Here is a 23,487-nt window from a genome sequence, read left to right as displayed (position 1 = left end):
CCCTTGTGATATCCGCCACACGGGTATTTGGTGAACACACCGCGTCCATGCGGTTTCGTTCACCCTCCGCGCGGGCGCGGCGTTGGCTAAAGGTCCGACGACGCGGGAGGCGATGGTGGCGGAAAGACACTCAGGCGGGGCCGTGGGAGCCGCGGGCAGGGCACCCGCGGCCGACAGGGCGGATGCGATACGCAATGTCGTGCTGGTCGGCCACTCAGGAGCGGGCAAGACGACCCTCGTCGAGCAGCTGCTGGCCGCGACGGGCACCGTTCAGCGTCCGGGACGCGTGGAGGACGGCAACACGGTCAGCGACTTCGACGAGGTCGAGGTCCGGCAGCAGCGCTCGGTCAACCTGGCCGTGGCGCCGCTCGTGCACAACGGCATCAAGATCAATCTCCTGGACACGCCGGGGTACGCGGACTTCGTCGGCGACCTGCGGGCCGGGCTGCGCGCGGCCGACGCCGCGCTGTTCGTCGTGTCGGCCTCCGACGGGGTCGACGGGCTCACCCAGATGTTGTGGGAGGAGTGCGCCCAGGTCAGCATGCCGCGCGCGGTCGTGATCACCAAGATCGACCACCAGCGGGCCGACTTCGACGAGGTGCTGACCACCTGCCAGGACGTCTTCGGCGACGGCGTCGCGCCGCTCTATCTCCCGGTGATCACCAACGGTCACGTCAACGGGCTGATCGGGCTGCTGACGCAGAAGTTCTACAACTACGCCACCGGCGAACGCACGGTGAAGGACCCGGGCTCGGAGTACGAGGCCCAGATCGAGGCGTACCGAGGCTCGCTGATCGAAGGGATCATCCAGGAGAGCGAGGACGAATCGCTCATGGAGCGATACCTCGAAGGTGAGCCGATCGACACCAAGGTCCTCATCGAGGACCTGGAGAAGGCCGTCGCGCGCGGCAGCTTCTACCCGGTGCTCTGCAGCGGGCTCGGCGTGGGCGCGCAGGAACTGCTCGAACTCATGACGCAGGGCTTCCCCTCCCCCCTCGAACATCCCATGCCGGAGATCACCGATCTGTCCGGCAAGCCGGTCAAGGGCATCACGTGTGACCCCGACGGCCCGCTCGTGGCGGAGGTCGTCAAGACCACCAGCGACCCGTACGTGGGCCGCATCAGCCTCGTACGCGTCTTCTCCGGCACCCTGCGCCCCGACATGACCGTGCACGTGTCCGGCCACGGCCTGGCCGAGCGCGGCCACGAGGACCACGACGTGGACGAGCGCATCGGCACCCTGACCTGCCCGCTGGGCAAGCAGCAGCGCGGCGCGGCCAAGGGCATGGCCGGCGACATCGTGGCGGTGGCCAAGCTGTCGCGGGCCGAGACCGGCGACACGCTCTCCGAGGTGGAGCGCCCGCTGCTCATGACGTCGTGGGACATGCCCGACCCGCTTCTGCCCGTCGCGATCAGGGCCAAGTCCAAGGCCGACGAGGACAAGCTGTCGCAGGCCCTCGGCCGGCTGGTGGCCGAGGACCCGACGCTACGGCTGGAGAACAACGCCGAGACGCGCCAGCTCGTCCTGTGGTGCATGGGCGAGGCGCACACCGACGTGCTGCTCGACCGTCTGGCCAAGCGGCACGGCGTCGAGGTCGAGCGGATCGACCTGCGGGTGCCGCTGCGCGAGACGTTCGGCGGCAAGTGCCAGGCGATGGGCCGCAACGTCAAGCAGACCGGCGGCCACGGCCAGTACGCCATCTGCCATCTGGAGGTCGAGCCGCTGCCGTCCGGCGGGGGCTTCGAGTTCGTGGACAAGATCGTCGGCGGCGTGGTGCCCCGGCAGTTCATCCCGTCGGTGGAGAAGGGCGTACGGGCCCAGATGGAGCGCGGCGTCGTCGCCGGCTACCCGATGGTGGACGTGCGCGTCACCCTCTACGACGGCAAGGCCCACTCCGTCGACTCCTCCGACATGGCCTTCCAGATCGCGGGCCAGCTCGCGCTCAAGGAGGCCGCGTCCAAGGTCTCGACGCTGCTGCTTGAGCCGGTGGACGAGCTGTCGGTGCTGGTGGCCGACGACTACGTCGGATCGGTGATGTCCGATCTGTCCTCGCGGCGCGGGCGCGTGCTCGGCACCGAGCCGGTCGGCACCGGCCGTACCCTCGTCAAGGCCGAGGTGCCCGAGCTGGAGATAACGCGGTACGCGATCGACCTGAGATCCATGTCACACGGCACCGGGACGTTCCACCGGACGTTCCTGAGGTACGAACCGCTGCCGCCGAACCTCGCGAGCAAGGTGGCCACCGGGGATTGAGGCCCGTGGAGGTGCCGGGAGGGCTTCGTCCCTCCCGGCACACCAATCACCAAATGTCTCAAAAACATCACGAGTTCATTTCGGTTTTCCGTCCCGAGCACGCCTGAGCAGGTGTCACACTGGGTGGCACTATGCCAACTGGACGCCCACTCCTAGCCGCTGCTGCACTCGCGGTGGTGACCACCACCGCCGCCTACTACTTCGGCCCCGGTGCCGGGGCGAGTCCCGCAGCGAGCGAGAAGAAGACGGCCACCGCCGCACCCGCAGCGGCCTGCACGGCCGACGCCGACCATCCCAAGCGCGAGCTGCGCGGGGTGTGGATCGCCACCACCCAGAACATCGACTGGCCCTCCAAGGCCGGTCTCAGCGCGGACCGGCAGAAGGCCGAATACGTCAAGATCCTCGACAGCGCCGCCAGACGCAACCTCAACGCGGTGTTCGTCCAGGTGCGACCGGCCTCCGACGCGCTCTACAAGTCCTCGCTGGAGCCCTGGTCGCAATACCTGACCGGCACGGCGGGCAAGGACCCGGGCTGGGATCCGCTGCCGTTCCTCATCGACGAGGCGCACAAGCGCGGCATGGAGTTCCACGCCTGGTTCAACCCCTACCGCGCCTCCTACGGCGCCAGCACCGCCGAGCTGCCCGCCGGCCACCCGGCGCGCGAGCACCCCGACTGGACGATCAAGTACGGCGGCCGCCTCTACTACAACCCGGGCCTGCCGGCCGTGCGCGATCATGTGACCAAGGTCATCACCGATGTGGTCGACCGCTACGACGTCGACGGCGTGCACTTCGACGACTACTTCTACCCCTACCCCGTGGCGGGGGCGAAGTTCGACGACAGCGCCGCGTTCCGCAAGTACGGCAAGGGCGCCAAGCTCGCCGAATGGCGCCGCGGCAACGTCAACACGCTGGTGGCCGAGGTCGACAAGGCGGTGCACCGGGCCAAGGGCCACGTCAAGTTCGGCATCAGCCCGTTCGGCATCTGGCGCAACAAGTCCAACGACCCGACCGGCTCCAGCACGTCGGGGATGTCCGCGTACGACTCGATCTACGCCGACGCCCGCGAGTGGATCAAGTCGGGCACCGTCGACTACGTGCTGCCGCAGCTCTACTGGCCGCGCGGCCACAAGCTGGCCGACTACACCACGCTGGCGCGCTGGTGGTCCGGCGAGGTCAAGGGCACCGACGTGCAGCTCTACATCGGCCACGGCCTCTACCGGGTCGGCTCCACGGACGACAAGACGTGGACCAAGCCGGGCGAGCTGTCCGGCCAGGTGGGCGTCAACCGCTCCGGCAAGCAGATCGACGGCTCCGTCTACTTCAGCGCCAAGCAGTTGCTGACCAACCCGCTCAAGGCGATGGACCGGGTCGCCAAGGCCCACTACAGCCGCCCGGCGCTGCAGCCGCTGAACAAGAGCCTCGGCGGCCAGGCTCCTCCGGCTCCCGCCGGCGCCAAGGCGTCAGGCGCCCGGCTGTCCTGGACGCCGTCCGCGGGGGCGCGTGCCTACGCGGTCTACCAGGTGCCCAAGTCCGGCAAGGACTGCCACACCACCGACGCGCGCAACCTGGTGGCCGTGGTGAGCGATCCGTTGTACGCGGTCAGGTCGGCCGGGACCTACCTGGTGACCTCGCTCGACCGGCTGCACCACGAGAGCAAGGCGGTCAAGGTGAAGGTCGACGCGGTCTGACGGCCGCCTGCCGACGCGAGAAAGGGCCGGTCCGTGACGGACCGGCCCTTTCTCATGCCGTCGTCAGCCCCAGGCGTCGGCGAGGAGCTGACGGGTGTCGCGCAGCAGCTGCGGCAGGACCTTGGTCTGGGCCACGACCGGCATGAAGTTCGTGTCGCCGCCCCACCTGGGCACCACGTGTTGGTGCAGGTGGGCGGCGATGCCCGCGCCGGCGACCTGGCCCAGGTTCATCCCGACGTTGAAGCCCTGCGCGCCGCTGGCCTTGCGCAGCGCCCGCACCGACTCCTGGGTGAAGGCCCCCAGCTCGGCCACCTCCGCCGCGTCCAGCTCGTCGTAGCCGGACACGTGCCGGTAGGGCACGACCATCAGGTGGCCCGAGTTGTACGGATACAAATTGAGCACGGCGTAGACCGACTCGCCCCGCTTGACGATCAGGCCGTCCTCGTCGCTCATCTTGGGGATCGCGTCGAACGGGCAGCCGTCGCCGGGCCCGGTGCCGGTCGGCTTGTTCTCGCCCTTGATGTAGGCCATGCGATGCGGGGTCCACAGACGCTGGAAGTTGTCGGGGGACCCTGCCCCTGCCTGATCGTGCATAACTAGCAGCATAGGACCCCGGACAAACGAGGGGTCCTTCCGGCACAATCCTGAGCACCCCCAACAGGAGGCCGCGATGACCGAAGCCTTAGCCGAACAGCCCACTCAGCCCGCCGAGCCCTCGGACGCACCCGCCCAGCCCTCCGACGCGCCCTCCGGCTCGCCGGCCCCGTCCTACATCGAGGCGTCCGTGTCCGGCGCCACCGTGAAGGGCCGGATCAAGGTGGCCGACGAGGTCGTCGAGAAGGTCGCCTCACTGGCCGCGCTCGAAGTGCCCGGCGTCGCCGACATGGGCGGCGACCTGGCGCGGGCCTTCGAGTCCGTACGCGACCGCATCGGCATCGGCTCGCGCCGCGGCACCCAGGGCGTCAGCGCGCAGATCCAGGACCGCCAGGTGGGGGTGAGCCTGACGATCGTGGTGGAGTACGGCCACGTCGTCATGGACGTCGCCGCCGAGGTCAAGACGAACGTGGCCAAGAGCGTCAGCCGCATGCTCGGGATGCGCGTCATCGAGGTCAACGTGACCGTGGACGACGTGCGCCTCCCCGGCGAGGCCCGGCCGGCGCCGCGCGAGCCCGCCGAGGACGACGTCCCGTCCTGATCCGTGGTGTGCCGGGGGCGTCAGGAGATCCGGGTCATGGTCGACTCGTAGCCGCCGCCCCCGGGATACACCCACGCGCCGGCCACGGTCGTGCCGTCGGCGTCGAAGGTGCCACGGAAGTACGCCTCCGAGCCCTTCTCGTGCCCCCAGATCGTCAGGGTGTCGCCCTCGATCTCGTACACGTAGGCCAGAGTGGCGCCCTGGCTGTCGAAGTACCACGAGTGCACGTCCTCGCTCGGCCGCTCCGCCCCGAACGGCTGCTTCCTGCCGATGAACTCCGTGCCCTTCACCGGCATCCCGCCCTGCTCCAGGTCAACGTCCTGGATGAGGAAGCGCCGGCCCTCCATCCACCGGTAGGTCACGGTGCCCTCGGCTCCGCCGGTGACCTTCCAGGTGCCGACGAGGCGGTCGAGGGCCTGCACCTTGGTGTCCACGTGCTCGCTCATGCCCATTCCTTCGCTTTCCTGCGCTGTCTTGGATGACGAACGCCTGTATGACGGCGCGGCGCCGGAAAAGGAATCGGTCGCGGGCGGGATATTTCAAAGTTCGGCGGGCAGACCGAAGGCGGCGTTCAGTTCGGGGCCGAACGTGGTGATCTCGGCGATCAGGCCGTCCTCGACGCGCAGCACGTCGAGGTTGACCGCGGTGTAGACGGACTCGCCGGGGCGGCGGACGTAGTTGGCCACGGCCGGCCGCCGGTTGGCCGTCGTCGCCAGCGCCTTCCACTCGCCCCACGCCTCGGGCCCGGTCATGACCGGCCGCCACATCTCCAGGATGGCCGTCCGCCCGTCGTACAGCAGGGACGCCGGCGGCATCGTCTGCCGCGCGTCCGCCCGCAGCAGCGCGGCGAGCGCCGACAGGTCGCCCGCCACGGAGGCGTCCATGTAACGGCGCAGCACCGCGCGCTCCTCCTCGGTGGGGGCCGTGACGGGGCCCCACTGCGAGCGGCGCGCGGGCAGGTGCAGGCGCAGCGTGGCGCGGGCCCGCTGCAACGCGCTCTTGACGGCCGGGACGCTCAACTCCAGCGCCGCGGCGGTCTCCCCGGCCGGCCAGCCCGCCACGTCGCGCAGGATCAGCACCGCGCGCTGGCGCGGCGGCAGGTGCTGGATGGCGGCCAGGTAGGCCAGCTCGATCGTCTCGCGCTCGACCGCCGCCGCGTCGGGCCGCCCCTGCCCGGCGCCGGCCAGGTCGAGCAGGCGGTCGGGGTAGGGCTGCAGCCAGGCCACCTCGGTGAACGGCGAGCGCGGCTCCTCGCCCACGCCGGCCGTCACCTCGCGCCTGCGCGCCGGGCCGGCCAGCAGGTCGAGGCAGGCGTTGGTGGCGATGCGGTAGAGCCAGGCCCGCAGCGTCGACCGACCTTCGAACGTCTCCCGCCGCCGCCAGGCCCGCAGCAGCGTCTCCTGCACCATGTCCTCGGCATCGGTGAACGAGCCCAGCATCCGGTAGCAGTGCACCTGCAACTCGTGCCGGTACGCCTCGACCGCCTCGCCGAACCCGTCCCCCGCGAAACCGTCCCCGGTGAAAGCGCCGCCCGCACCGCCGTCACCCCCGCCGCTGGGGCGGGTGTCGTCCGCGGGGTCGCCGGCTTGGCGCATGAGCCGCACCATTCCTCTCGAATCGTCCCGGCGGGGCCTGTCAGGATGATAGCCATGACCCTTCAGCTTGAGCCCATGCCGGACGACTGGCAGCGCGCGCTGGCCATCGTCGCTCATCCCGACGATCTGGAGTACGGGTGCGCCTCCGCCGTCGCCACCTGGACGGACGCGGGCCGTGAGGTCGTCTACCTGATGGCCACCCGGGGCGAGGCGGGCATCGACACGCTCGATCCGAGTGCGGCGGGGCCGGTGCGCGAGCGCGAGGAACTGGCCAGCGCGGCCCTGGTCGGGGTCACGAGCGTGGAGTTCCTCGACCACGCCGACGGGGTGATCGAGTACGGGACCGCGCTGCGCCGCGACCTGGCCGCGGCGATCCGGCGGCACCGCCCCGAGCTGCTGATCACGCTGAACTTCGCCGACACCTGGGGCGGCACCCAGTGGAACACGCCCGACCATCGCGCGGTGGGGCGGGCGGTGCTGGACGCCGCCGGTGACGCCGGAAATCGATGGATATTTCCGGACACTGTGGCCGCGCCCTGGAACGGCGTCCGCTGGATCGCCGTCGCCGGCGTCGACGACCCCACCCACGCGGTGGACGTCACCAGCGGCCTGGAACGCGGAGTGCGCTCCCTCATGGAACACCGCGCCTACATCGGCGCCCTCACCGACGAGGACCCGGAGAAGTACGCCCGCGCCCAGATCGAGGGCTTCGCCCGCCAGGAGGCGGCCCGCTTCGGCGGCCGCCCCGCGGTGACCTTCCGCCTCTATCCCCGCTGAGCCAGGGCGCCGATCGACGTCATCATGCTCCTGGCCGGCAGTTCACCGACGAGCGGGGCCGGCCACTGGCGAAGCAGCCCACCCGGCGGAACGGCGAGGGGCCGCCCCGCCGGGTGGGCCCGCCAAATGGACCCGCCGGACGGGCCCGACCGATGGGCCCGACCGATGGGCCCGGCTCAGACCTGGACGCGCCGTTCGACCGCGTTGACGATCTCGGCGATGGCCTCCTCGACCGGGATGCCGTTTCGCTGCTCCCCGCTGCGGTAGCGGAACGAGACCGCGCCGTTGGCGATGTCGTCGTCACCGGCCAGCAGCATGAAGGGCACCTTGGCCTTCTGCGCGTTGCGGATCTTCTTCTGCATGCGGTCGTCGGCCGTGTCGACCTCGACCCGGACCCCGCCGGCGCGCAGCTTCTTGGCCACGTCCTGGAGGTAGGGCACGTGCGCCTCGGCGATCGGGATGCCCACCACCTGCACCGGCGCCAGCCAGGGCGGGAAGGCGCCCGCGTAGTGCTCGGTGAGCACGCCGAGGAAGCGCTCGACGGAGCCGAACAGCGCCCGGTGGATCATGACGGGCGTCTGGCGTGAGCCGTCGGCCGCCTGATATTCGAGCCCGAAGCGCTTGGGCTGGTTGAGGTCGAGCTGGATCGTGGACAGCTGCCAGGTGCGGCCGATGGCATCCTTGGCCTGCACCGAGATCTTCGGCCCGTAGAAGGCCGCGCCGCCCGGGTCGTCGACGAGCTCCAGCCCCGACTCGGTGGCCACCTGGCGCAGGGCCTCGGTGGCCTCCTCCCACTCGGCCGGGTCGCCGATGAACTTCTCGGAGTCGTCGCGGGTGGACAGCTCCAGGTAGAAGTCCTCAAGACCGAAGTCGCGCAGCACGCTGAGCACGAACCGCAGCAGCGACTTGATCTCGTCGGCCATCTGCTCGCGGGTGGTGTAGATGTGGGCGTCGTCCTGCGTCATGCCGCGCACCCGGGTCAGCCCGTGGACCACGCCCGACTTCTCGTAGCGGTAGACCGAGCCGAACTCGCACAGCCGCAGCGGCAGCTCGCGGTAGGAGCGCCCGCGCGCCCGGTAGATCAGGTTGTGCATCGGGCAGTTCATCGGCTTGACGCGGTACTCGATGCCCTCCAGCTCGAAGGCAGGGAACATGTCGTCGGCATACCAGGGCAGGTGGCCGGAGGTCTCGAAGAGCGAGGACTTGGTGATGTGGGGCGTGTTGACGAACTCGTAGCCCGCCTCGGCCTGCCGCCTGCGCATGTAGTCTTCCATCTCCTTGCGGATGATCCCGCCCTTGGGATGGAAGATCGGCAGGCCGCTGCCCAGCTCAGGTGGGAAGCTGAACAGGTCGAGCTCGGCGCCGAGCTTGCGGTGGTCGCGCTTCTCGGCCTCCTCCAGCAGCTTGAGGTAGTCGTCCTGCTTGTCGCGGGACTCCCACGCGGTGCCGTAGATGCGCTGGAGCTGCGGGTTCTTCTCGCTGCCTCGCCAGTAGGCGCCGCCGGAGCGCATGATCTTGAACGCGGGGATGGACCGGGTGGAGGGCACGTGCGGCCCCCGGCACAGGTCCTTCCAGCACAGCTCGCCGGTCTTGGGGTCGAGGTTGTCGTAGATGGTGAGCTGCCCGGCGCCCACCTCGACCGACTCCTCGTCGGCCGCGCCGCCCTTGAGCCCGATCAGCTCCAGCTTGTACGGCTCCGCCGCCAGCTCCTCGCGCGCCTCGTCGTCGCTGACGGGCCGGCGGGAGAACAGCTGCCCCTGCTTGACGATCTCGCGCATGCGCTTCTCGATGCGCTTGAGGTCGTCGGGGTTGAACGCCTGCTCGACGTCGAAGTCGTAGTAGAACCCGTTGTCGACCGGCGGCCCGATGCCCAGCTTGGCCTCGGGGAACAGCTCCTGCACCGCCTGGGCCATGACGTGGGCGGTGGAGTGGCGCACGATCGCGCGGCCCTCTTCGCTGGAGATCTCGATCGGCTCGACCACGTCGCCGTCGGCCAGGACGTGGGCCAGGTCGCGCGGCTCGCCGCCGACCCTGGCGGCGACGACGGCGCGGCCGTCAGCCTCGAGTGCCTCTCCGGCCGTCGTGCCGGCCGCGACCACACGCTCGGCTCCGGCGAGGGTGATGCGTAGCTCGGCTGACACGGTGACTCCTCGTGGATCGCGCTCGATGCCCGGCACCGAGGCTGGTTCGATGGTGAATCCCGATGCTATCGCGGGTCGAACCCCAGCCTGGTCAGCTCCTGCCGCGTCCCGTGGAAGACGTTGCGGTCGATGGGGCTGCCGGCGTACTGGTGAATGGTCCAGTCGCTCCAGGGCCTGGGCACGGGCGGGCGTCCGCGCGGGCTGTGCGGGCTGGCGATCCAGAGCGGGTATTCGGCCAGGCCGGCGCAGTTGCCGCCGTGCGCGAACGACTGGAAGGTGTAGATGAACGGCCGCACGCCGGTGTGCCGCTCGACGTGGTGGCACCAGCGGCGGGCGTGCCGGGCCACCCGCTCGGGGCGCAGGCCGTCGTCGTCCTCCAGGTCGAGCGCGATCAGGTCGCCGCGGCGCAGCCCGCCGGCCGACCTGATCACGTTCAGGAAGTGGCGTGCCTGCTCGACGGGGTCGCCCTTCGGCCTGGCGAAGTGGTACGCGCCGCAGACGATCCAGCTCTCGCGCATGCCGTTCCAGTTGCGCGCGAACCACTTGTCGGTGTAGTCGCCGCCCTCGGTGGCCTTGGCGAAGGCGAAGGCGACGCCGGCCTCGGCATGGCCGGCCCAGTCGACCGTGCCCTGCCAGTTCGACACATCGATGCCATGCAGCACGCGTTTCACCCTGTCGGAGTCTATGGAGGTGTCTCCGGTTCAGCCCTTCGCCGCGCCGACCAGCAGGCTGAGCGTACGGTCGCGGTTGGCGAAGGCCGAGCCGACGAAGTCGGTCACGCCCGCCCTCCTCAGCTCGTCGAGCTTGGCCAGCACGGTGTCCTCGTCGCCGACGATCGCGACGTCGCCGGGGCCGTCCGCGCCTTCCCTGTCGAGCATGGCACGGTAGGAGGGCAGCCGCCCGTACACGGAGAAGATCTCGTTGGCGCGGGCGACGGCGCCGGCGGGGTCGTCGGTGACGCTGATGGGCAGCGCGCAGACGATCCTGGGCGCGGGGCGGCCCGCTTCGGCGGCGGCCGCCGTGATCGCCGGGGCGATGTGGCCGGCGATGGTCTTGGGGCCGGTCATCCAGAGCACGGTGCCGTCGGCGACGGTGCCGGCCAGCTTGAGCAGGCGCGGGCCCAGCGCGGCGACCAGCACGGGGAAGCCCGCGCCTGGCGTGGTGAGCTTGATGTCGGCCTTGAGCGTCTCGCCCGCGTATGCCACCTTCTCGCCGCGCGAGGCCGGGATGAGGATATCGAGGTATTCCTTCATGTGCCGGCCGGGCCGCTCGAAGCTGTAGCCGAACATGTCCTCGATGACCATCTTGTGCGACAGCCCGACGCCCAGCGCGAACCGGCCGCCGAGCGCGGCGTTGGCGGTCATGGCCTGCTGGGCCAGCGCGGCCGGGTGGCGCGGGTAGGTGGGCACCACGGCGGTGCCGAGCTCGATCGGCGGCGCCTGCACGCCGGCCGCGGTCAGGGCGGTGATGGCGTCGAGGCCGAAGATGTGGGAGAGCCAGGCCGAGCTGAAGCCCATGCCGGCCGCCTGGGCGATCTGGTCGCGCAGGCCGCCGATGGCGTCGTCGCCCCGGGGCTCGGTCAGGAAGTATCCGTAACGCATGAAACAGAACTCCGTTCTGGTGACTGAGGCGAATGTATCCCCCCGCGCCGCCCCGCGCTCACCCGCCGGGCCGGTCCTGATTTGTAAAGTGGCCTTCATGACGCACGAACGCGCGGGACAGCCCGCCGGGCCTTCCGACCTGGTCGACGTCGCCAGGCTGGTGACGTCCTACTACGCCCTGCACCCCGACCCCGACGAGGTCGGCCAGCGGGTCGCGTTCGGCACCTCGGGGCATCGCGGCTCGTCGCTGAATACCGCGTTCAACGAGGACCACATCCTGGCCACGAGCCAGGCCATCTGCGAATACCGGCGCGCGCAGGGCACCGACGGGCCGCTGTTCCTGGGCATCGACACGCACGCGCTGTCGGAGCCCGCCCGGGTCTCGGCGCTGGAGGTGCTGGCGGCCAACGACGTCGAGGTGCTGGTCGACACCCGTGACGGCTACACGCCCACGCCCGCCGTCTCCCACGCGATCCTGCGCCACAACCGCGGCCGCACGACCGGGCTGGCCGACGGCATCGTGGTCACGCCGTCGCACAACCCGCCGTCCGACGGCGGGTTCAAGTACAACCCGCCGCACGGCGGCCCGGCCGGCACCGAGGCCACCACGTGGATCCAGGACCGCGCCAACCAGTTGCTGCGCGACGGGCTCAAGGGCGTGCGCCGGGTGCCCTACCCGGCGGCGCTGCGGCGGGCCGGGCGCTACGACTTCGCCGGCGTCTACGCCGACGACCTGCCCTCGGTGGTGGACCTCGACGCGATCAGGTCGGCCGGGGTGCGGATCGGGGCCGACCCGCTCGGCGGGGCGAGCGTGGCCTACTGGGGCGAGATCGCCGAGCGGCACCGGCTGGACCTGACCGTGGTCAATCCGCTGGTCGATCCGACGTGGCGGTTCATGACGCTCGACTGGGACGGCAAGATCCGGATGGACTGCTCGTCGCCGTACGCGATGGCCTCGCTGATCGCCGGGCGCGACACGTACGACATCTCCACCGGAAACGACGCCGACGCCGACCGGCACGGCATCGTCACGCCCGACGGCGGGCTGATGAACCCCAACCACTACCTCGCGGTGGCGATCGACTACCTCTACGGCCACCGCACCGGCTGGCCCGCCGGGGCCGGGGTGGGCAAGACGATGGTCAGCAGCACGATCATCGACAAGGTGGCCGAGTCGCTGGACCGGCCGCTGTACGAGGTGCCCGTGGGGTTCAAGTGGTTCGTGCCGGGACTGCTGGAGGGGTCGCTCGGGTTCGGCGGCGAGGAGAGCGCGGGGGCGTCGTTCCTGCGGCGTGACGGGTCGGTCTGGTCCACCGACAAGGACGGCCTCATCCTGGCCCTGCTCGCCTCGGAGATCCTGGCCGTGACCGGCGAGTCGCCGAGCGCGCGCTACCGCGGGCTGGTCGAGCGGTTCGGCGAGCCGGCCTACGCGCGGGTCGACGCGCCCGCCACCCGCGAGGAGAAGGCCGTGCTGGGCAAGCTGTCGGCCGAGCAGGTGACGGCCTCCTCTCTGGCCGGCGAGCCGATCACGTCGGTCCAGACGGCGGCGCCCGGTAACGGGGCCGCGCTGGGCGGGGTGAAGGTCTCGACCGCGAGCGCCTGGTTCGCGGCCAGGCCGTCGGGGACCGAGGACGTCTACAAGATCTACGCCGAGTCCTTCAAGGGGCCTGACCACCTGGCCAAGGTGCAGGAGGAGGCCCGCTCCCTGGTCGCGGCGGCCCTGAGCTGAACGACGGCGCCCGGCCCGCACGCGGCGGCCGCCGCGCCACGAGCCGGCGAGCCTGGCCGGGGCCGGGCGCGTGCTGCCCGAAGGTGCGGCCGTCCGCTCAGTAGCCGAGGTGGCGGCCGCCGTCGCCGATCAGCGTCTCGCCCGTGACCAGGTCGGACTCCAGCAGCGAGGTGACCATCTGCGCCACGTGCTCGGGCCGCGCCGTACGCCGTAGCGGCGCCTTCAGCTCCTCCTTCGCCGCCATCTCGGAGAACACCTGCTCCCCCACCCGGTCGATGTGCCAGGAGGAGCCCGTGGCCCGCGGCCCCGCGATGGAGGCCGCGTTGACGATCGCGCCGCGTGCCGCGCGCAGGTCCGGCGCGAAGGCGCGGGCGCAGTAGAACGGGCCCATGAGGTTGACGCCCATGAGCCGCCGCCACACCTGGTCGGTGAGCCCCTCCAGGTCGGGGAACGGCACCCACCTGGTCGTGCCCGCGTTGCACACGAGCGCGTCCACCCGGCCGTGGGCGGCCCGCACCCGTTCGGCCGTCCTGCGTACGGCGGCGTCGTCGGACACGTCGGCGGCCACCGCCTCGGCCTCGCAGCCCAGGTCCTCCAGCCGCTCGGCCGTGGCCCTGGCCTCGTCGGCCGAGCGTGAGTAGTTCACGATCACGGCGGCCGCCCCTTTCCTGGTCAGGCTCTCCGCGATGTCCACCGGGTGATCACCGTGCCGAACGTGCCGTCGTAACCCGGCGAGCAGGCGGTGCCCGTGCCCGTGAGCAGGCCGCCGACCAGCTCGATGAGGGCGCTCAGCCCGTATCCCTTGTGGCCGCCGGACGGCAGCAGCGCCCCGCCCCGGTAGAAGTCGGCCGGATCGGTGGACGGGCGGCCCTCGCCCTCGGGATCGACCAGCACCCCTTCGAGGGCGGGCGAGCCGCCCCCATGCCCATTTCCCGCCCCCGTCAGACGGCCGTCCGGAAAGGGCTTACCCTTCGAGTTCGGCGGCCGTGGCGGTGCTCATCCCGGTCCGCCCGAGATCGGCCCTGCGGCCTGCGGCGACCCCGTCGCGGTAGCCGGTGCCACTCGTCCTCGGCACGCTCCTGCGGATGTCGGGGTAGCGGGCGGCGACCGCCCGCTCGACCTCGGCCCGGCGGTCGGCCAGGACGAGCGCGGCCCCCGTGGCCGCCGGCTCGCCCTCGGCGCGTGATTCGGCGGCGCACAGCAGCCGGTAGACCTCGTCGGTGAAGCCCAGCAGCCACGACCTGCGGTAGGCCCGCACGGCGCGGACGTCGCTCGGCGGCTCCACCCGGGCCAGGCCCGAGGCCATCTGCAGCAGCAGCGAGGTGGCCAGCAGGTCGGCCCGCTCCAGGTCGGCCGCGAAGCCGAACACGTGCACCCGCTGCCCGCCCTCGCCCCGCCCGATCAGCAGCGGCCGGCACCGCACGGCCTGGGCGACCAGGCTGACCAGGCGGGCCTTCTCCCTGGCCCAGGGGGCGGGCAGGGTGACGACGCGGTCGCCGGGGGTCTGGCGGGTGCCCGCGGGCGGCAGCGAGTCGATGCCGTACTTGGCCATGAGCGCCGACGCGGCGGCCATGAACGTGGCCCGCTCGTGCTCGTTGTCGGTGCGCTCGGCCTTGGCCAGCAGTTTCCTGACCCGTTCGAGCGTGCGCTCGCGCAACCGTGTGACCCCCAGGACTCGCTCAGGACTTGCCGGACAGCACCCGCCCCTGGTCGTCGATCGCAGGGAACGCGCCGGTGTCGACGATGCCGTGCTGCTGGTACAGCGCCTCGATGAGGGCGTGGGCGTGCGGCTCCAGCTTCCACAGAGCACGATACTCGCGTGCCGTGGCCAGCGAGATGCCGATCTCCTGGGCGATGTCCACCGTGCGCGGCACGATGCCCTTGGCGATCTGCCGGTCCCAGTACTCGCGGGCGGAGCGCATGCGCGCGGCCCGCTCGGCCGTGCTGAGGACCTGCGGGGTGGTGTCGAGCACCTCGATGTCCTCGTCCTCGTCGGAGACGAGCTCGGCCAGCGCGGGCGGCAGCGCCGGGCGGGCGGGGACGGGGTGGTGGTCGGCCGTGGGCTCCCAGGGCACGCGCGGGTCGGCGTCGATGAGCGCGGAGGTGTTGTAGAGGGCGGCGATCTGGGCCAGCAGCGCCTCCTGGCGCGAGGCGTCCACGGCCAGGCCGGTGTGCTCGACGGCCTGGTCCATCGCCTTGTCGAGCTTGGCCAGCGCGGCGCGCATCTTGCGCTCGGGCGCGCCGCCCTCGCGCAGCGCCTTGGCCTTCTTGGCCGCCAGCGCGACCCTGGTCAGCCGGCGGTGGGCGTCGACCTCGCTGGCCGTACGATCGCTGACCTCGGCCAGGCCCATCCTGACCATCAGCCGCTCGGGCGTCAGGCGCCAGTTGATCCGGCCGGTGCCGCGGATGCGGTGGCGTTCGATGGCCATGCCGCGCTCCCACAGCCAGGCGGCCACCAGCGGGGCGGCCAGGCGGAACACCGCCTCGGGCAGGCTGCGCGCGTCCATGCTGGACAGCACGGCGGTCAGGCAGGTCAGGGCCCACACGGCGATGCCGTCGATGCCGGCCGAGAAGTTCTCGCGCATGTTGCGACGGGCGCGTACGGCGGAGGTGATGATCGCGACCTCGATGAACGCGAACAGCAGTAACCGCAGCGGCCCGTCGAGGCCGAGCACGTCGCCGGAGAAGCGCCACATGCCCTGCGCGGACACGCCCGTGGCGATGGAGGCGGCGACGACGGTCAGCACGTCCTCGATGGGGCGGGGGGCGATGTACCTGGTGAACAACCAGGAGACGACGCGCCAGGCGATCCTGAGCACCAGGAAGGCCAGGACCAGCCCGGCGAGGCTCAGCAGCGCGATGACGGCGGTGGCGAGCGGCTTCTCGGTTACGAAGGCTGCTATTTCCTCAAATGTCGGCATCAGTCACTATCCGTGATGGCTCAAACTCCGGCTCTATGCGACGAGATCATCGCAGAATGTCGCCATCTTGTACGCCAAACGGCATCGGCTGCCCCACTTTGCCCAGGTTTCACTGCAGTTCAGGGTTCTTGACGGAGCGTGTCATCACTGGCGCCCGCACAAGCCCGGTGGTGACGGGGTTCCGGCCCGCGAACGGCCGGGGACGCGCCTCGCCGATCACGCCCCCGGCGCGGCCGCCCGATCACGACCGGTGCGGCCGCCCGATCACGACCGGTGCGGCCGCCCGATCACGGGAGGTGCGGCCGGGGGCGGGCTCCTGATCGCGGCCCGGATTTCGGGGTGGCCGGGATCCGGGGGCGGGCGCACAATGAGACGGAAGGGGACGGGAGGAGGGATCGTGAGCAAGCGATCACGCAGACGCCGCGCCCTGCCCAGCGGCGCGCCCGCCTGGCTACCCGGCTTCGGCCCCGGCGAGCCCCACTGGGGCGGTGACGACGACTCCCCGCCCGACGGGCCGCGGGGCGGTCAGGACGGCGTGCGTGAGCCGCGCAGGCCGAAGCCCGCACCCCCCGCGCTGTCGGTCGAGGCGCCGCCGCCCGAGCCGCCCGTGCACGCCCGTGACCGCAGCGAACTCCTCCTGGAGAGCGGCGGCGGCTGAGGCGCCACAGGGCCTGGGGTGAGATGCAAATCGTCCTTTCGGAGGGCAACATCCGCCGTTCCGGATGGGACTATCTATGCAGGGATTTATCCCAACATGGTGTGATGTATCCCAGCAGGACGGATATCGATGTCAGCAACAGAAGAGTTCCCGCTCGTCCAGTTCATGCGTGACGGGTTCGACCCCGTGGGCGAGCTCGCTCGTATCCGGGCGGAACAGCCGGTCTTCCCGATGGAGATCCCGGGCGGCCAGACCGTCTACCTCGTCACCCGCTGGGAGGACGTACGCGGGGTGCTCGGCGACCATGAGCGCTTCAGCAACGACTTCGCCGGCGTCATCGGGCTCGGCTCCAGCCAGGAGGACCCGGGCGGGCTCGGCTTCCGCGACCCGCCCGAGCACACCCGGCTGCGCAAGTACCTGACGCCCGAGTTCACGATGCGCCGCCTGCGCAGGCTGGAGCCGCGGATCGAGGCCATGGTCGAGGAGCACCTCGACCGCATCGAGGCCAAGGGCGCCGCCGACGGGATGCCGGTGGACCTGGTCGAGGAGTTCGCGCTGCCGATCCCGTCCCTTGTCGTGTGCGAGCTGCTCGGCGTCCCCTACGACGAGCAGGCCGGCTTCGTGAAGATCAGCAAGGACCGCTTCGACTTCACCGCGGGGCCCGAGGCGTCGCTGCAGGCCATCAACGACGCGATGACGTACCTGACCGACCTGGTGGCCAGGGAGCGGCTGGACCCGGGCGACGGGCTGCTCGGGCAGTTGCTGCGCGAGCACGGCGACGAGCTCGACGACCGCACCTTGGCCAGCATGGCCGACGGGCTGCTGACCGGCGGCCACGACACCAGCACCAGCATGCTCGCGCTCGGCACCCTGTGGCTGCTGCGCAACCCCGAGCAGGCGGCCAAGGTGCGCGAGGTGGACGGCTACGTCGTGGACGTGGTCGAGGAGCTGCTGCGTTACATGACGGTCGTCCAGGTCGCCTTCCCTCGCTTCGCCCGCGACGACCTGGAGCTGCACGGGGTGCCGATCAAGAAGGGCGAGATGGTGCTGTGCTCGCTGACCGGCGCCAACCGCGACCCCTTCCTCGGCGACGACATGAACGAGGTCAGGCCCGGCCGCGAGACGGCGGGCTCGCACCTGGCGTTCGGCCACGGCATCCACCGCTGCATCGGCGCGCCGCTGGCGCAGATGGAGATGCGCATCGCCTTCCCCGCCCTGCTGCGCCGCTTCCCCGGGCTGCGCGTCGCCGGTGAGGTGCCGTTCAGGGAACTCGCCATCGTCTACGGCGTCAAAGAGCTACCCGTCGCCTGGTAGAGCGGTTACGTTCGCTGTGTGAACGAGCCCGTCATCGACCTGACCGTGATCGGCGCCGTCGTGTTCGACACCGACGGCGTGGTCACCGACACCGCTCGGGGACACGCGGCCGCCTGGAAACACGTCTTCGACGCCTTCCTGCGCGGCCGCTCGACACCGTTCGACATCCGCGACGACTACCTGCGCCACGTGGACGGGCGCCCGCGGCTCGACGGCATCCGCACCTTCCTGGCTTCGCGCGGCATCGAGCTGCCCGAGGGGTCGCCCGACGACGAGCCGGGCGCGCCGACCGTGCGCGGGCTCGGCCTGGCCAAGGACCGGCTCTTCATGGAGCAGGTCGACAAGTACGGGGTGGCGGCGTTCCCGTCCACGGTGGCGCTGCTGCACCAGCTGCGCCGGCGCGGTGCCCGTACGGCGGCGGTCTCGGCGAGCCTGCACGCGCGCAAGCTGATCGGGTCGGCGGGCGTCACGCACCTGTTCGACCTCATGGTGGACGGCAACGACGCGACCCTGATGAGCCTGCCCGGGCCGCCCGACCCCGCCCGCTACCTGGAGGCCGCGCGCCGCCTCGACCTGCCCGCCGTCAAGGTGGCGGTGGTGGTGTCCGCGCTGCCGGGGATCGAGGCGGGCAGGAAGGGCGGCTTCGGGCTGGTGGTCGCGGTGAGGAGCGGCCCAGCGACGACCGGCGGCGATGGGGCCGGGGCTCACGTCGTGGTGCCCGATCTGGGGGAGCTCGGGGTCACCGGGAGGGTTCTACCCTTGACGTCGTGACTGTTCTGATCGATCCGCCCGACTGGCCGGGGCCGCGGGGCCTGATGTGGTCGCATCTCGTCAGCGATCGCTCGCTGGACGAACTGCACGACTTCGCGGCGCGGCTGGGGGTGCCGGTGCGGGCGTTCGACCGGGACCACTACGACGTCCCCGAGACCGTGCACGCGCGGGCCGTCGCGCTGGGGGCCGAGGCGGTCAGCTCGCGGGAGCTGCTGCGCCGGCTGATCGCCTCCGGCCTGCGCCGGCGCAAGAAGCACCACCCCGCACCTCCCGCCCAGGGCTGAGGCCGGCCACGCCGCTCGGCTACCGGGTGTCCTGTCTGAGGAGGGCGGTCAGTTCGGCCGTCATGTTGGCGCGGGCGCGTTCCTCCCACAGGTCGCGAGCCCTGGCCGTGCGGTAGAGGGAGGGCGTGGCGAGCAGGCGGCGCAGCACCTCCGCACGGCCCTGGGCGAACACCGGGCCGGGGACGTGGGCGTACTCCTCGCGGATGGCCCGCGCGTAGGCCGCGTAGCCGGGTCCGGCGAGCACGGCGAGGTCCGCGTCGCACAGGACGGCCCCGTTGCCGTCGCCCGGTTCGACGGTGTCGTGCGCGGCCGTGAGGCGGACCAGGCGGGCCGTCTCGGTGACGCGGCCGGCGGGCACGCCGCACCGGGGCAGGCGCGACTGGGCGAGCTGGGCGCTGCGTTCCTCGTCCCAGCCGGGCCGGCCGTCGTAGACCGCGTCGTGGAACCAGGCCGCCAGCCGTCCCGCCGCCGCGTCCCGCGCCTCGGCGGCGAGCGGCTCGACGGCGGCGAGGACGGCGGCCAGGTGGGTGCGGGTGTGGTAGCGGCGGTGCGGCTCGGCCCAGCGGGCGAGCAGCTCGGCGCGTACGGCGAGCGAGGCGGCGGAACCGCCCGCGAGCGCCACCCACCGACCGGTCCCGGTCCAATCGCCGGCCGCCGCGTCCCCGGCGGTCCGGTCGCCGGGCAGGCCGTCGGGCGGGGTTCGGGTGTCGCTCATCAGAAACCTCCGAGGAAACCCCCGCCTTCAGGCGGAGCAGGAACCGGACCCCTGCGGAGCAGGGCAGGAACAGGCGAACCGCTGTATCGAACTCATGAGCTACTTGCAGCTGATCACGCGGTAAGAATGCCAGGCATGGCGCAGATCGTGAAGCGGGCCTACAAGTACCGCTTCTACCCCATCCCCGAGCAAGCCTCGCAGCTTGCCCGAACGTTCGGCTGCGTCCGCCTCTGCTGGCAGAGCGCTGGTTCCCCTCCTCCAGGCTGTGCTCGGCCTGCGGCGCCGTGCGGGAGACGATGCCGCTGAACGTCCGGATGTGGCAGTGCGCCTGCGGCGCGGTACATGACCGGGATGTGAACGCGGCCAGGAATGTGCTCGCCGCCGGGCCGGCGGAGAGCTGAAACGCCTGTGGAGCCGGTGTAAGACCCCAACGAGACTCCTCTCGGGCGGGCGACCGGCCATGAAGCAGGAAAGCCCATGGGCGACCGTGAGAACCCCCTGCTTTAGGAGGGGGAAACGCCAACTTCTCACCGTACGCCGTCGCGAGGTAACGTCCTGAGCATCGGCACCTCATCGGACGACCCACGGCGCCTGCCCCGCTGGCGGGAGCTGCGCGGCGTCATGCCCCGCCGGCCCCGGCTGTCCAGGGCGGCCAGGGTGCAGGCGGCTGCCGACGTGGCCGACCTGCGGCGGCTGGCCAGGAGGCGGGCCCCGCGCATGGTGTTCGACTACGTGGACGGCGCGGCCGAGGGCGAGCGGTCGATGGCCATGGCGGTGGAGGCGTTCGACCGGGTGGAGTTCAGCCCGCGCGTGCTGCGCGACGTCTCCGAGGCGCCCACCGAGATCGAGATCCTGGGCCGGCGGATCGCCATGCCGGTCGTGCTCGCCCCGACCGGGTTCACCCGGATGATGCACCGAGCGGGCGAGCGGGCCGTGGCGCGGGCCGCGGAGCAGGCGGGCGTCCCCTACACGCTGTCCACGATGGGCACCACGACGGCCGGTGACGTCGCCGCCGCCGCGCCCGGCGGCTGGAACTGGTTCCAGCTGTACGTGGTCCGCGACCGCGGCCGCAACGCCGAGACGCTGGCCCTGGCCGCGGACGCCGGGATGGACGTGCTGGTGGTGACCGTGGACGTGCCGGTGGCGGGGGCGCGGCTGCGTGACGTGCGGCGCGGGCTGACGGTGCCGCCCTCGCTGCGCTGGAGCGGGGCGCTGGAGACGCTGCGGCATCCGGCGTGGTGGTTCGACTTCCTGACCAGCGAGCCGCTGCGGTTCGCCACCGCGGAGGGCGCGCCCGACGACCTCGCGGGCCTGACGAACCTGCTGTTCGACCCGTCGGTGACGATCGCCGACCTGGAGTGGATCCGGTCGATGTGGCAGGGGAAGCTGCTGGTCAAGGGGGTGCAGCGGGTCGACGACGCCAAGGAGCTGGCCGAGGTGGGCGTCGACGGGATCGTGGTGTCCAACCACGGCGGGCGCCAGCTCGACCGCTCCCCCACTCCGCTTGAGCTGCTGCCCGAGGTCGCGCAGGCGGTGGGCGATCGCACGGAGGTGTTCCTCGACGGTGGCGTGCGCAGCGGGGCCGACGTCGCCGCCGGAGTCGCGCTGGGCGCCAGGGCCTGCTTCGTCGGCCGCGCCTACCTCTACGGCCTGATGGCGGGGGGCGAGCCCGGCGTCACGCGGGTGCTTGACCTGCTGCGCGCCGAGCTCGTCCGTACGCTGCAACTGCTGGGGGTGGGCGGCGTCCAGGGCCTGGGCCCCGGCGTCGCGCGGCTCAGGGGAAGGTGACGACCTTCACCGGGATGGTGTCGGTGCCCTGGGCGGGGCCTCCGGTGTCGTTGACGACGTGGGCGATGGTGCCGTTGCCTCCCAGGGAGACGGTGAGCAGGTCGTGGAAGCGCACGCCGGGGGCGACGGGCGTCTCGAAGCCGCGCTCGGCCACGACGCTCGGGTTGACGTTGAAGTAGCAGTACGCGCCGAGACCCCACGCCTCGTGGGAGGTGACCGAGTCGGCGACCTTGTAGGCGGCGTACCCGCGGGTGGAGCCGTTCATCCAGGCGGCCTGGTCGGGCGGGTCGTACGGCATCTCGTTCTGGAAGAAGATCGTCTTGCCGCGCTGGCCGTTCCAGATGACCTGGTACTTCTGGTAGTGCTCGACGAACAGCCCGTACGCGGTGACGTCGTCGCCGTTGACGATCAGTCCGGTGTCGGCGGTGTTGACGGTCCAGCCGATGCCGGTGCCGTGGTCGCCGCGCCAGGCCCAGATGTGGTCGATGATCGTGTGGTCGCTGTTGACGACGAGGCTGGTCGTGGCCTTGCCCGCGTGGGCGCCGCCGATGCGGAAGAAGACGTCCTGGATGGAGATCGGGTCGGCCGCGTGCGTGGCGGAGGAGCCGGACGGGCCGACCTCCATCAGGATGGGCGAGTTGACCGGGCCGGCGTCGAAGAGCAGGCCGGCCACCTTGACGCCGTCCACGTCGGCGATCCGCAGGGGCACCGCGCCGTTGTCGGGGATGACGGTGGCGTAGCCGAGCCCGAGCACGACGGTGCCCGGCCTGGTGACGTTGATGCTCTGGCTCACGTGGTAGATGCCGGGCGTGAAGAGCAGGTTGAGGCCGGAGGCGAGGGCGGCGTTGATGGTGGCCGCGGTGTCGGTCGGCTTGGCCACGTAGAACTGGCTGAGCGGGATCGAGGAGCCGGTGCCCGGCCAGTTCGCGCCGCGCGAGTCGCGCCGCAGGGCCGGCACGAAGACCTGGTAGGCGCCCGCGCCGTCCACGTACAGGAAGGGCTTCTCCCTGGTCACGGGGCTGGTGCCGAGCGTCGTGTACGGCGGTTCCGGGAACGACTGGGCGGGCGCGCCCGCGACGCCGGAGAAGACCATGTTCCACACGCCGTTGAGCCAGCCGCCGATGTTGCTGTCGCGGGTGAACCACTGCTGCTGCGAGTACGGCTGCACGGTCCCGTCGATCCTGCTGTCGGCGATGTAGCCGCCGCTGGCCCAGCCGTAGCCGGAGGGGGCCAGGTTGAGGTTGCCCCTGACGTGCATCCGCCGGAACGGCGCGGCCTGCGAGACCGCCCACTGGTTGGTGCCGCCGGTGGGCGTGATGGACAGGTTCTCGGCCGAGCGCCAGAAGTTCTGGGTGGCGTTGCCGCCGAACCAGCCCGCGTCCACCCGCACCTGGCCGTTGATCGTGACGTCGTCGGGGTTGCGGCCCAGGCCCATGATCGAGGTGTAGAAGCCGATGTCGGCGTTGACGTTGTAGCTGCCGGGCTTGAACAGCAGGGCGTGGCGCTGGAGGCCGAACTGGTTCGACTCCATCTGGGTGAAGATCGAGTCGAGGGTCGACTGGATGCTCGCCGCCGGCATGGACGGGTCGAAGACGTGCACGTTCGGCCCGAGGTCTCCGCCGCCGCCCGGCGTGTCGGTGATGGTCCGCACGGTGAGCTCCCACAGCGAGTAGCCGTACGGGGTGGCGCGGGCGGTGCCGTGCACGCGGACGTAGCGGCCGGTCCCGGACACGTCGAGCGTCTGCGTGCCACCCGTGCCGGTGGTCGTCGAGTGGACGTCGGTCCAGGAGGAGCCGTCGCCGGAGACCTGGACGCGGAACGCGGAGGCGTACGCGGCCTCCCACTGGAGCACCACCTGGCAGATCTGGCGGGACCCGCCCAGGTCGACCTGGATCCACTGCGGATCGGTGAACGCGCTGGACCAGCGGGTTCCCGCGTCGCCGTCCACGGCGGCCGAGGCGGGCAGGCCGGCGTTCTCGACGGAGGAGGCGGTGGCGGGGCCGCCGAGCTCGGCGTTGGCGCTGCCGCAGCCCGGCGCGGCCATGGCGCCGGG

At 71.5% G+C, this 23,487-nt stretch carries 23 protein-coding genes and 1 pseudogene; 12 read left to right on the top strand and 12 right to left on the bottom strand.

The window, feature by feature from the left end:
* The first annotated feature begins 112 nt into the window (after positions 1–112).
* Together ABFX54_RS23325 and ABFX54_RS23320 are read left to right on the top strand one after the other, a co-directional pair.
* Entirely contained in the window at positions 113–2,254 is a 2,142-nt protein-coding gene (locus ABFX54_RS23325) for an elongation factor G-like protein EF-G2 (protein ID WP_428834557.1), read from the top strand.
* Between the two features lie 176 nt (positions 2,255–2,430).
* Entirely contained in the window at positions 2,431–3,945 is a 1,515-nt protein-coding gene (locus tag ABFX54_RS23320) for a glycoside hydrolase family 10-like protein (protein WP_346107997.1), read from the top strand.
* Positions 3,946–4,008: 63 nt separating this feature from the next.
* Here the strand turns inward: ABFX54_RS23320 and ABFX54_RS23315 are convergent, their stop codons facing one another.
* Positions 4,009–4,539 (bottom strand): HIT family protein, encoded by a 531-nt coding sequence (locus ABFX54_RS23315; RefSeq protein WP_346107995.1) that lies wholly within the window; start codon positions 4,537–4,539, stop codon positions 4,009–4,011.
* Between the two features lie 76 nt (positions 4,540–4,615).
* Here ABFX54_RS23315 and ABFX54_RS23310 point away from each other — a divergent pair, with 76 nt between their 5' ends.
* Complete coding sequence (locus ABFX54_RS23310; RefSeq protein WP_346107993.1) at positions 4,616–5,140, top strand: Asp23/Gls24 family envelope stress response protein; 525 nt, start codon at positions 4,616–4,618, stop codon at positions 5,138–5,140.
* Positions 5,141–5,160: 20 nt separating this feature from the next.
* Here ABFX54_RS23310 and ABFX54_RS23305 read toward each other — a convergent pair whose 3' ends face one another.
* Together ABFX54_RS23305 and ABFX54_RS23300 are read right to left on the bottom strand one after the other, a co-directional pair.
* A complete protein-coding gene (locus ABFX54_RS23305; protein WP_346107992.1) occupies positions 5,161–5,586 on the bottom strand; it encodes a hypothetical protein in 426 nt (141 codons plus the stop codon).
* 93 nt (positions 5,587–5,679) lie between these two features.
* Entirely contained in the window at positions 5,680–6,735 is a 1,056-nt protein-coding gene (locus ABFX54_RS23300) for an RNA polymerase subunit sigma-70 (protein ID WP_346107990.1), read from the bottom strand.
* Positions 6,736–6,789: 54 nt separating this feature from the next.
* On the opposite strand from ABFX54_RS23300, the gene ABFX54_RS23295 reads away from it, so the two are divergent.
* Entirely contained in the window at positions 6,790–7,512 is a 723-nt protein-coding gene (locus ABFX54_RS23295) for a PIG-L deacetylase family protein (protein ID WP_346107988.1), read from the top strand.
* Between the two features lie 176 nt (positions 7,513–7,688).
* Here ABFX54_RS23295 and thrS read toward each other — a convergent pair whose 3' ends face one another.
* The 3 genes from thrS to ABFX54_RS23280 all read right to left on the bottom strand — a co-directional run bounded on the left by thrS (position 7,689) and on the right by ABFX54_RS23280 (position 11,254).
* On the bottom strand, positions 7,689–9,653 hold the full coding sequence (thrS, locus tag ABFX54_RS23290; protein WP_428834556.1) for a threonine--tRNA ligase: 1,965 nt from the start codon (positions 9,651–9,653) through the stop codon (positions 7,689–7,691).
* 65 nt (positions 9,654–9,718) lie between these two features.
* Entirely contained in the window at positions 9,719–10,315 is a 597-nt protein-coding gene (locus ABFX54_RS23285; protein ID WP_346107987.1) for a glycoside hydrolase family 25 protein, read from the bottom strand.
* Positions 10,316–10,354: 39 nt separating this feature from the next.
* Positions 10,355–11,254, bottom strand: coding sequence for a TIGR03564 family F420-dependent LLM class oxidoreductase (locus ABFX54_RS23280; protein WP_346107985.1), 900 nt, complete (start codon positions 11,252–11,254; stop codon positions 10,355–10,357).
* 97 nt (positions 11,255–11,351) lie between these two features.
* Between ABFX54_RS23280 and pgm the strand changes: the two genes are divergently transcribed.
* Positions 11,352–12,983, top strand: coding sequence for a phosphoglucomutase (alpha-D-glucose-1,6-bisphosphate-dependent) (gene pgm / locus ABFX54_RS23275; protein ID WP_346107984.1), 1,632 nt, complete (start codon positions 11,352–11,354; stop codon positions 12,981–12,983).
* 97 nt (positions 12,984–13,080) lie between these two features.
* Here pgm and ABFX54_RS23270 read toward each other — a convergent pair whose 3' ends face one another.
* The 4 genes from ABFX54_RS23270 to ABFX54_RS23255 are packed head-to-tail and all read right to left on the bottom strand — an operon-like array spanning position 13,081 to position 15,904.
* Positions 13,081–13,677 (bottom strand): SDR family NAD(P)-dependent oxidoreductase, encoded by a 597-nt coding sequence (locus ABFX54_RS23270; protein ID WP_346107982.1) that lies wholly within the window; start codon positions 13,675–13,677, stop codon positions 13,081–13,083.
* Positions 13,656–13,928 (bottom strand): Ldh family oxidoreductase, encoded by a 273-nt coding sequence (locus tag ABFX54_RS23265; protein WP_346108089.1) that lies wholly within the window; start codon positions 13,926–13,928, stop codon positions 13,656–13,658. Before ABFX54_RS23265 ends, ABFX54_RS23270 begins: the two co-directional genes overlap by 22 nt.
* A gap of 19 nt (positions 13,929–13,947) precedes the next feature.
* Positions 13,948–14,640, bottom strand: coding sequence for a DUF2786 domain-containing protein (locus ABFX54_RS23260; RefSeq protein WP_346107980.1), 693 nt, complete (start codon positions 14,638–14,640; stop codon positions 13,948–13,950).
* Positions 14,641–14,662: 22 nt separating this feature from the next.
* A complete protein-coding gene (locus ABFX54_RS23255) occupies positions 14,663–15,904 on the bottom strand; it encodes a hypothetical protein (RefSeq protein WP_346107979.1) in 1,242 nt (413 codons plus the stop codon).
* 397 nt (positions 15,905–16,301) lie between these two features.
* Between ABFX54_RS23255 and ABFX54_RS23250 the strand changes: the two genes are divergently transcribed.
* The 4 genes from ABFX54_RS23250 (at position 16,302) to ABFX54_RS23235 (ending at position 18,931) form a co-directional block, all read left to right on the top strand.
* Complete coding sequence (locus ABFX54_RS23250; protein ID WP_346107978.1) at positions 16,302–16,562, top strand: hypothetical protein; 261 nt, start codon at positions 16,302–16,304, stop codon at positions 16,560–16,562.
* Between the two features lie 129 nt (positions 16,563–16,691).
* A complete protein-coding gene (locus ABFX54_RS23245; RefSeq protein WP_346107977.1) occupies positions 16,692–17,876 on the top strand; it encodes a cytochrome P450 in 1,185 nt (394 codons plus the stop codon).
* Between the two features lie 18 nt (positions 17,877–17,894).
* The gene (locus tag ABFX54_RS23240; RefSeq protein WP_346107975.1) at positions 17,895–18,647 is read left to right on the top strand and encodes an HAD family hydrolase; all 753 of its coding nucleotides are present in this window, start codon (positions 17,895–17,897) and stop codon (positions 18,645–18,647) included.
* Positions 18,644–18,931 (top strand): DUF4031 domain-containing protein, encoded by a 288-nt coding sequence (locus tag ABFX54_RS23235; RefSeq protein WP_346107973.1) that lies wholly within the window; start codon positions 18,644–18,646, stop codon positions 18,929–18,931. Before ABFX54_RS23240 ends, ABFX54_RS23235 begins: the two co-directional genes overlap by 4 nt.
* A 19-nt stretch (positions 18,932–18,950) precedes the next feature.
* Here the strand turns inward: ABFX54_RS23235 and ABFX54_RS23230 are convergent, their stop codons facing one another.
* Positions 18,951–19,646: an HD domain-containing protein gene (locus ABFX54_RS23230; protein ID WP_346107971.1), complete on the bottom strand. Its 696-nt coding sequence runs from the start codon at positions 19,644–19,646 to the stop codon at positions 18,951–18,953.
* A 126-nt stretch (positions 19,647–19,772) separates the two neighbouring features.
* On the opposite strand from ABFX54_RS23230, the gene ABFX54_RS57005 reads away from it, so the two are divergent.
* The 3 genes and pseudogenes from ABFX54_RS57005 to ABFX54_RS23220 all read left to right on the top strand — a co-directional run bounded on the left by ABFX54_RS57005 (position 19,773) and on the right by ABFX54_RS23220 (position 21,434).
* A complete protein-coding gene (locus tag ABFX54_RS57005; protein WP_428834555.1) occupies positions 19,773–19,952 on the top strand; it encodes a helix-turn-helix domain-containing protein in 180 nt (59 codons plus the stop codon).
* Positions 19,883–20,205, top strand: a pseudogene (locus ABFX54_RS23225) (zinc ribbon domain-containing protein); the annotation flags it as partial. The gene ABFX54_RS57005 and the pseudogene ABFX54_RS23225, both read left to right, overlap by 70 nt.
* A gap of 62 nt (positions 20,206–20,267) precedes the next feature.
* Entirely contained in the window at positions 20,268–21,434 is a 1,167-nt protein-coding gene (locus tag ABFX54_RS23220) for an alpha-hydroxy acid oxidase (RefSeq protein ID WP_346107970.1), read from the top strand.
* On the opposite strand, the gene ABFX54_RS23215 is transcribed toward ABFX54_RS23220, so the two are convergent.
* The coding region (locus ABFX54_RS23215; protein WP_346107968.1) for a discoidin domain-containing protein at positions 21,421–23,487 on the bottom strand (2,067 nt) is incomplete at its 5' end. The two genes, ABFX54_RS23220 and ABFX54_RS23215, sit on opposite strands and share 14 nt — an antisense overlap.

Origin of the sequence: Nonomuraea maheshkhaliensis, from assembly GCF_039529435.1 — a bacterium.
Classification (GTDB): Bacteria; Actinomycetota; Actinomycetes; order Streptosporangiales; family Streptosporangiaceae; genus Nonomuraea; species Nonomuraea maheshkhaliensis.
Note: the sequence above shows the minus strand (reverse complement) of the source record. Positions and strands in the feature narration are given on the sequence as shown.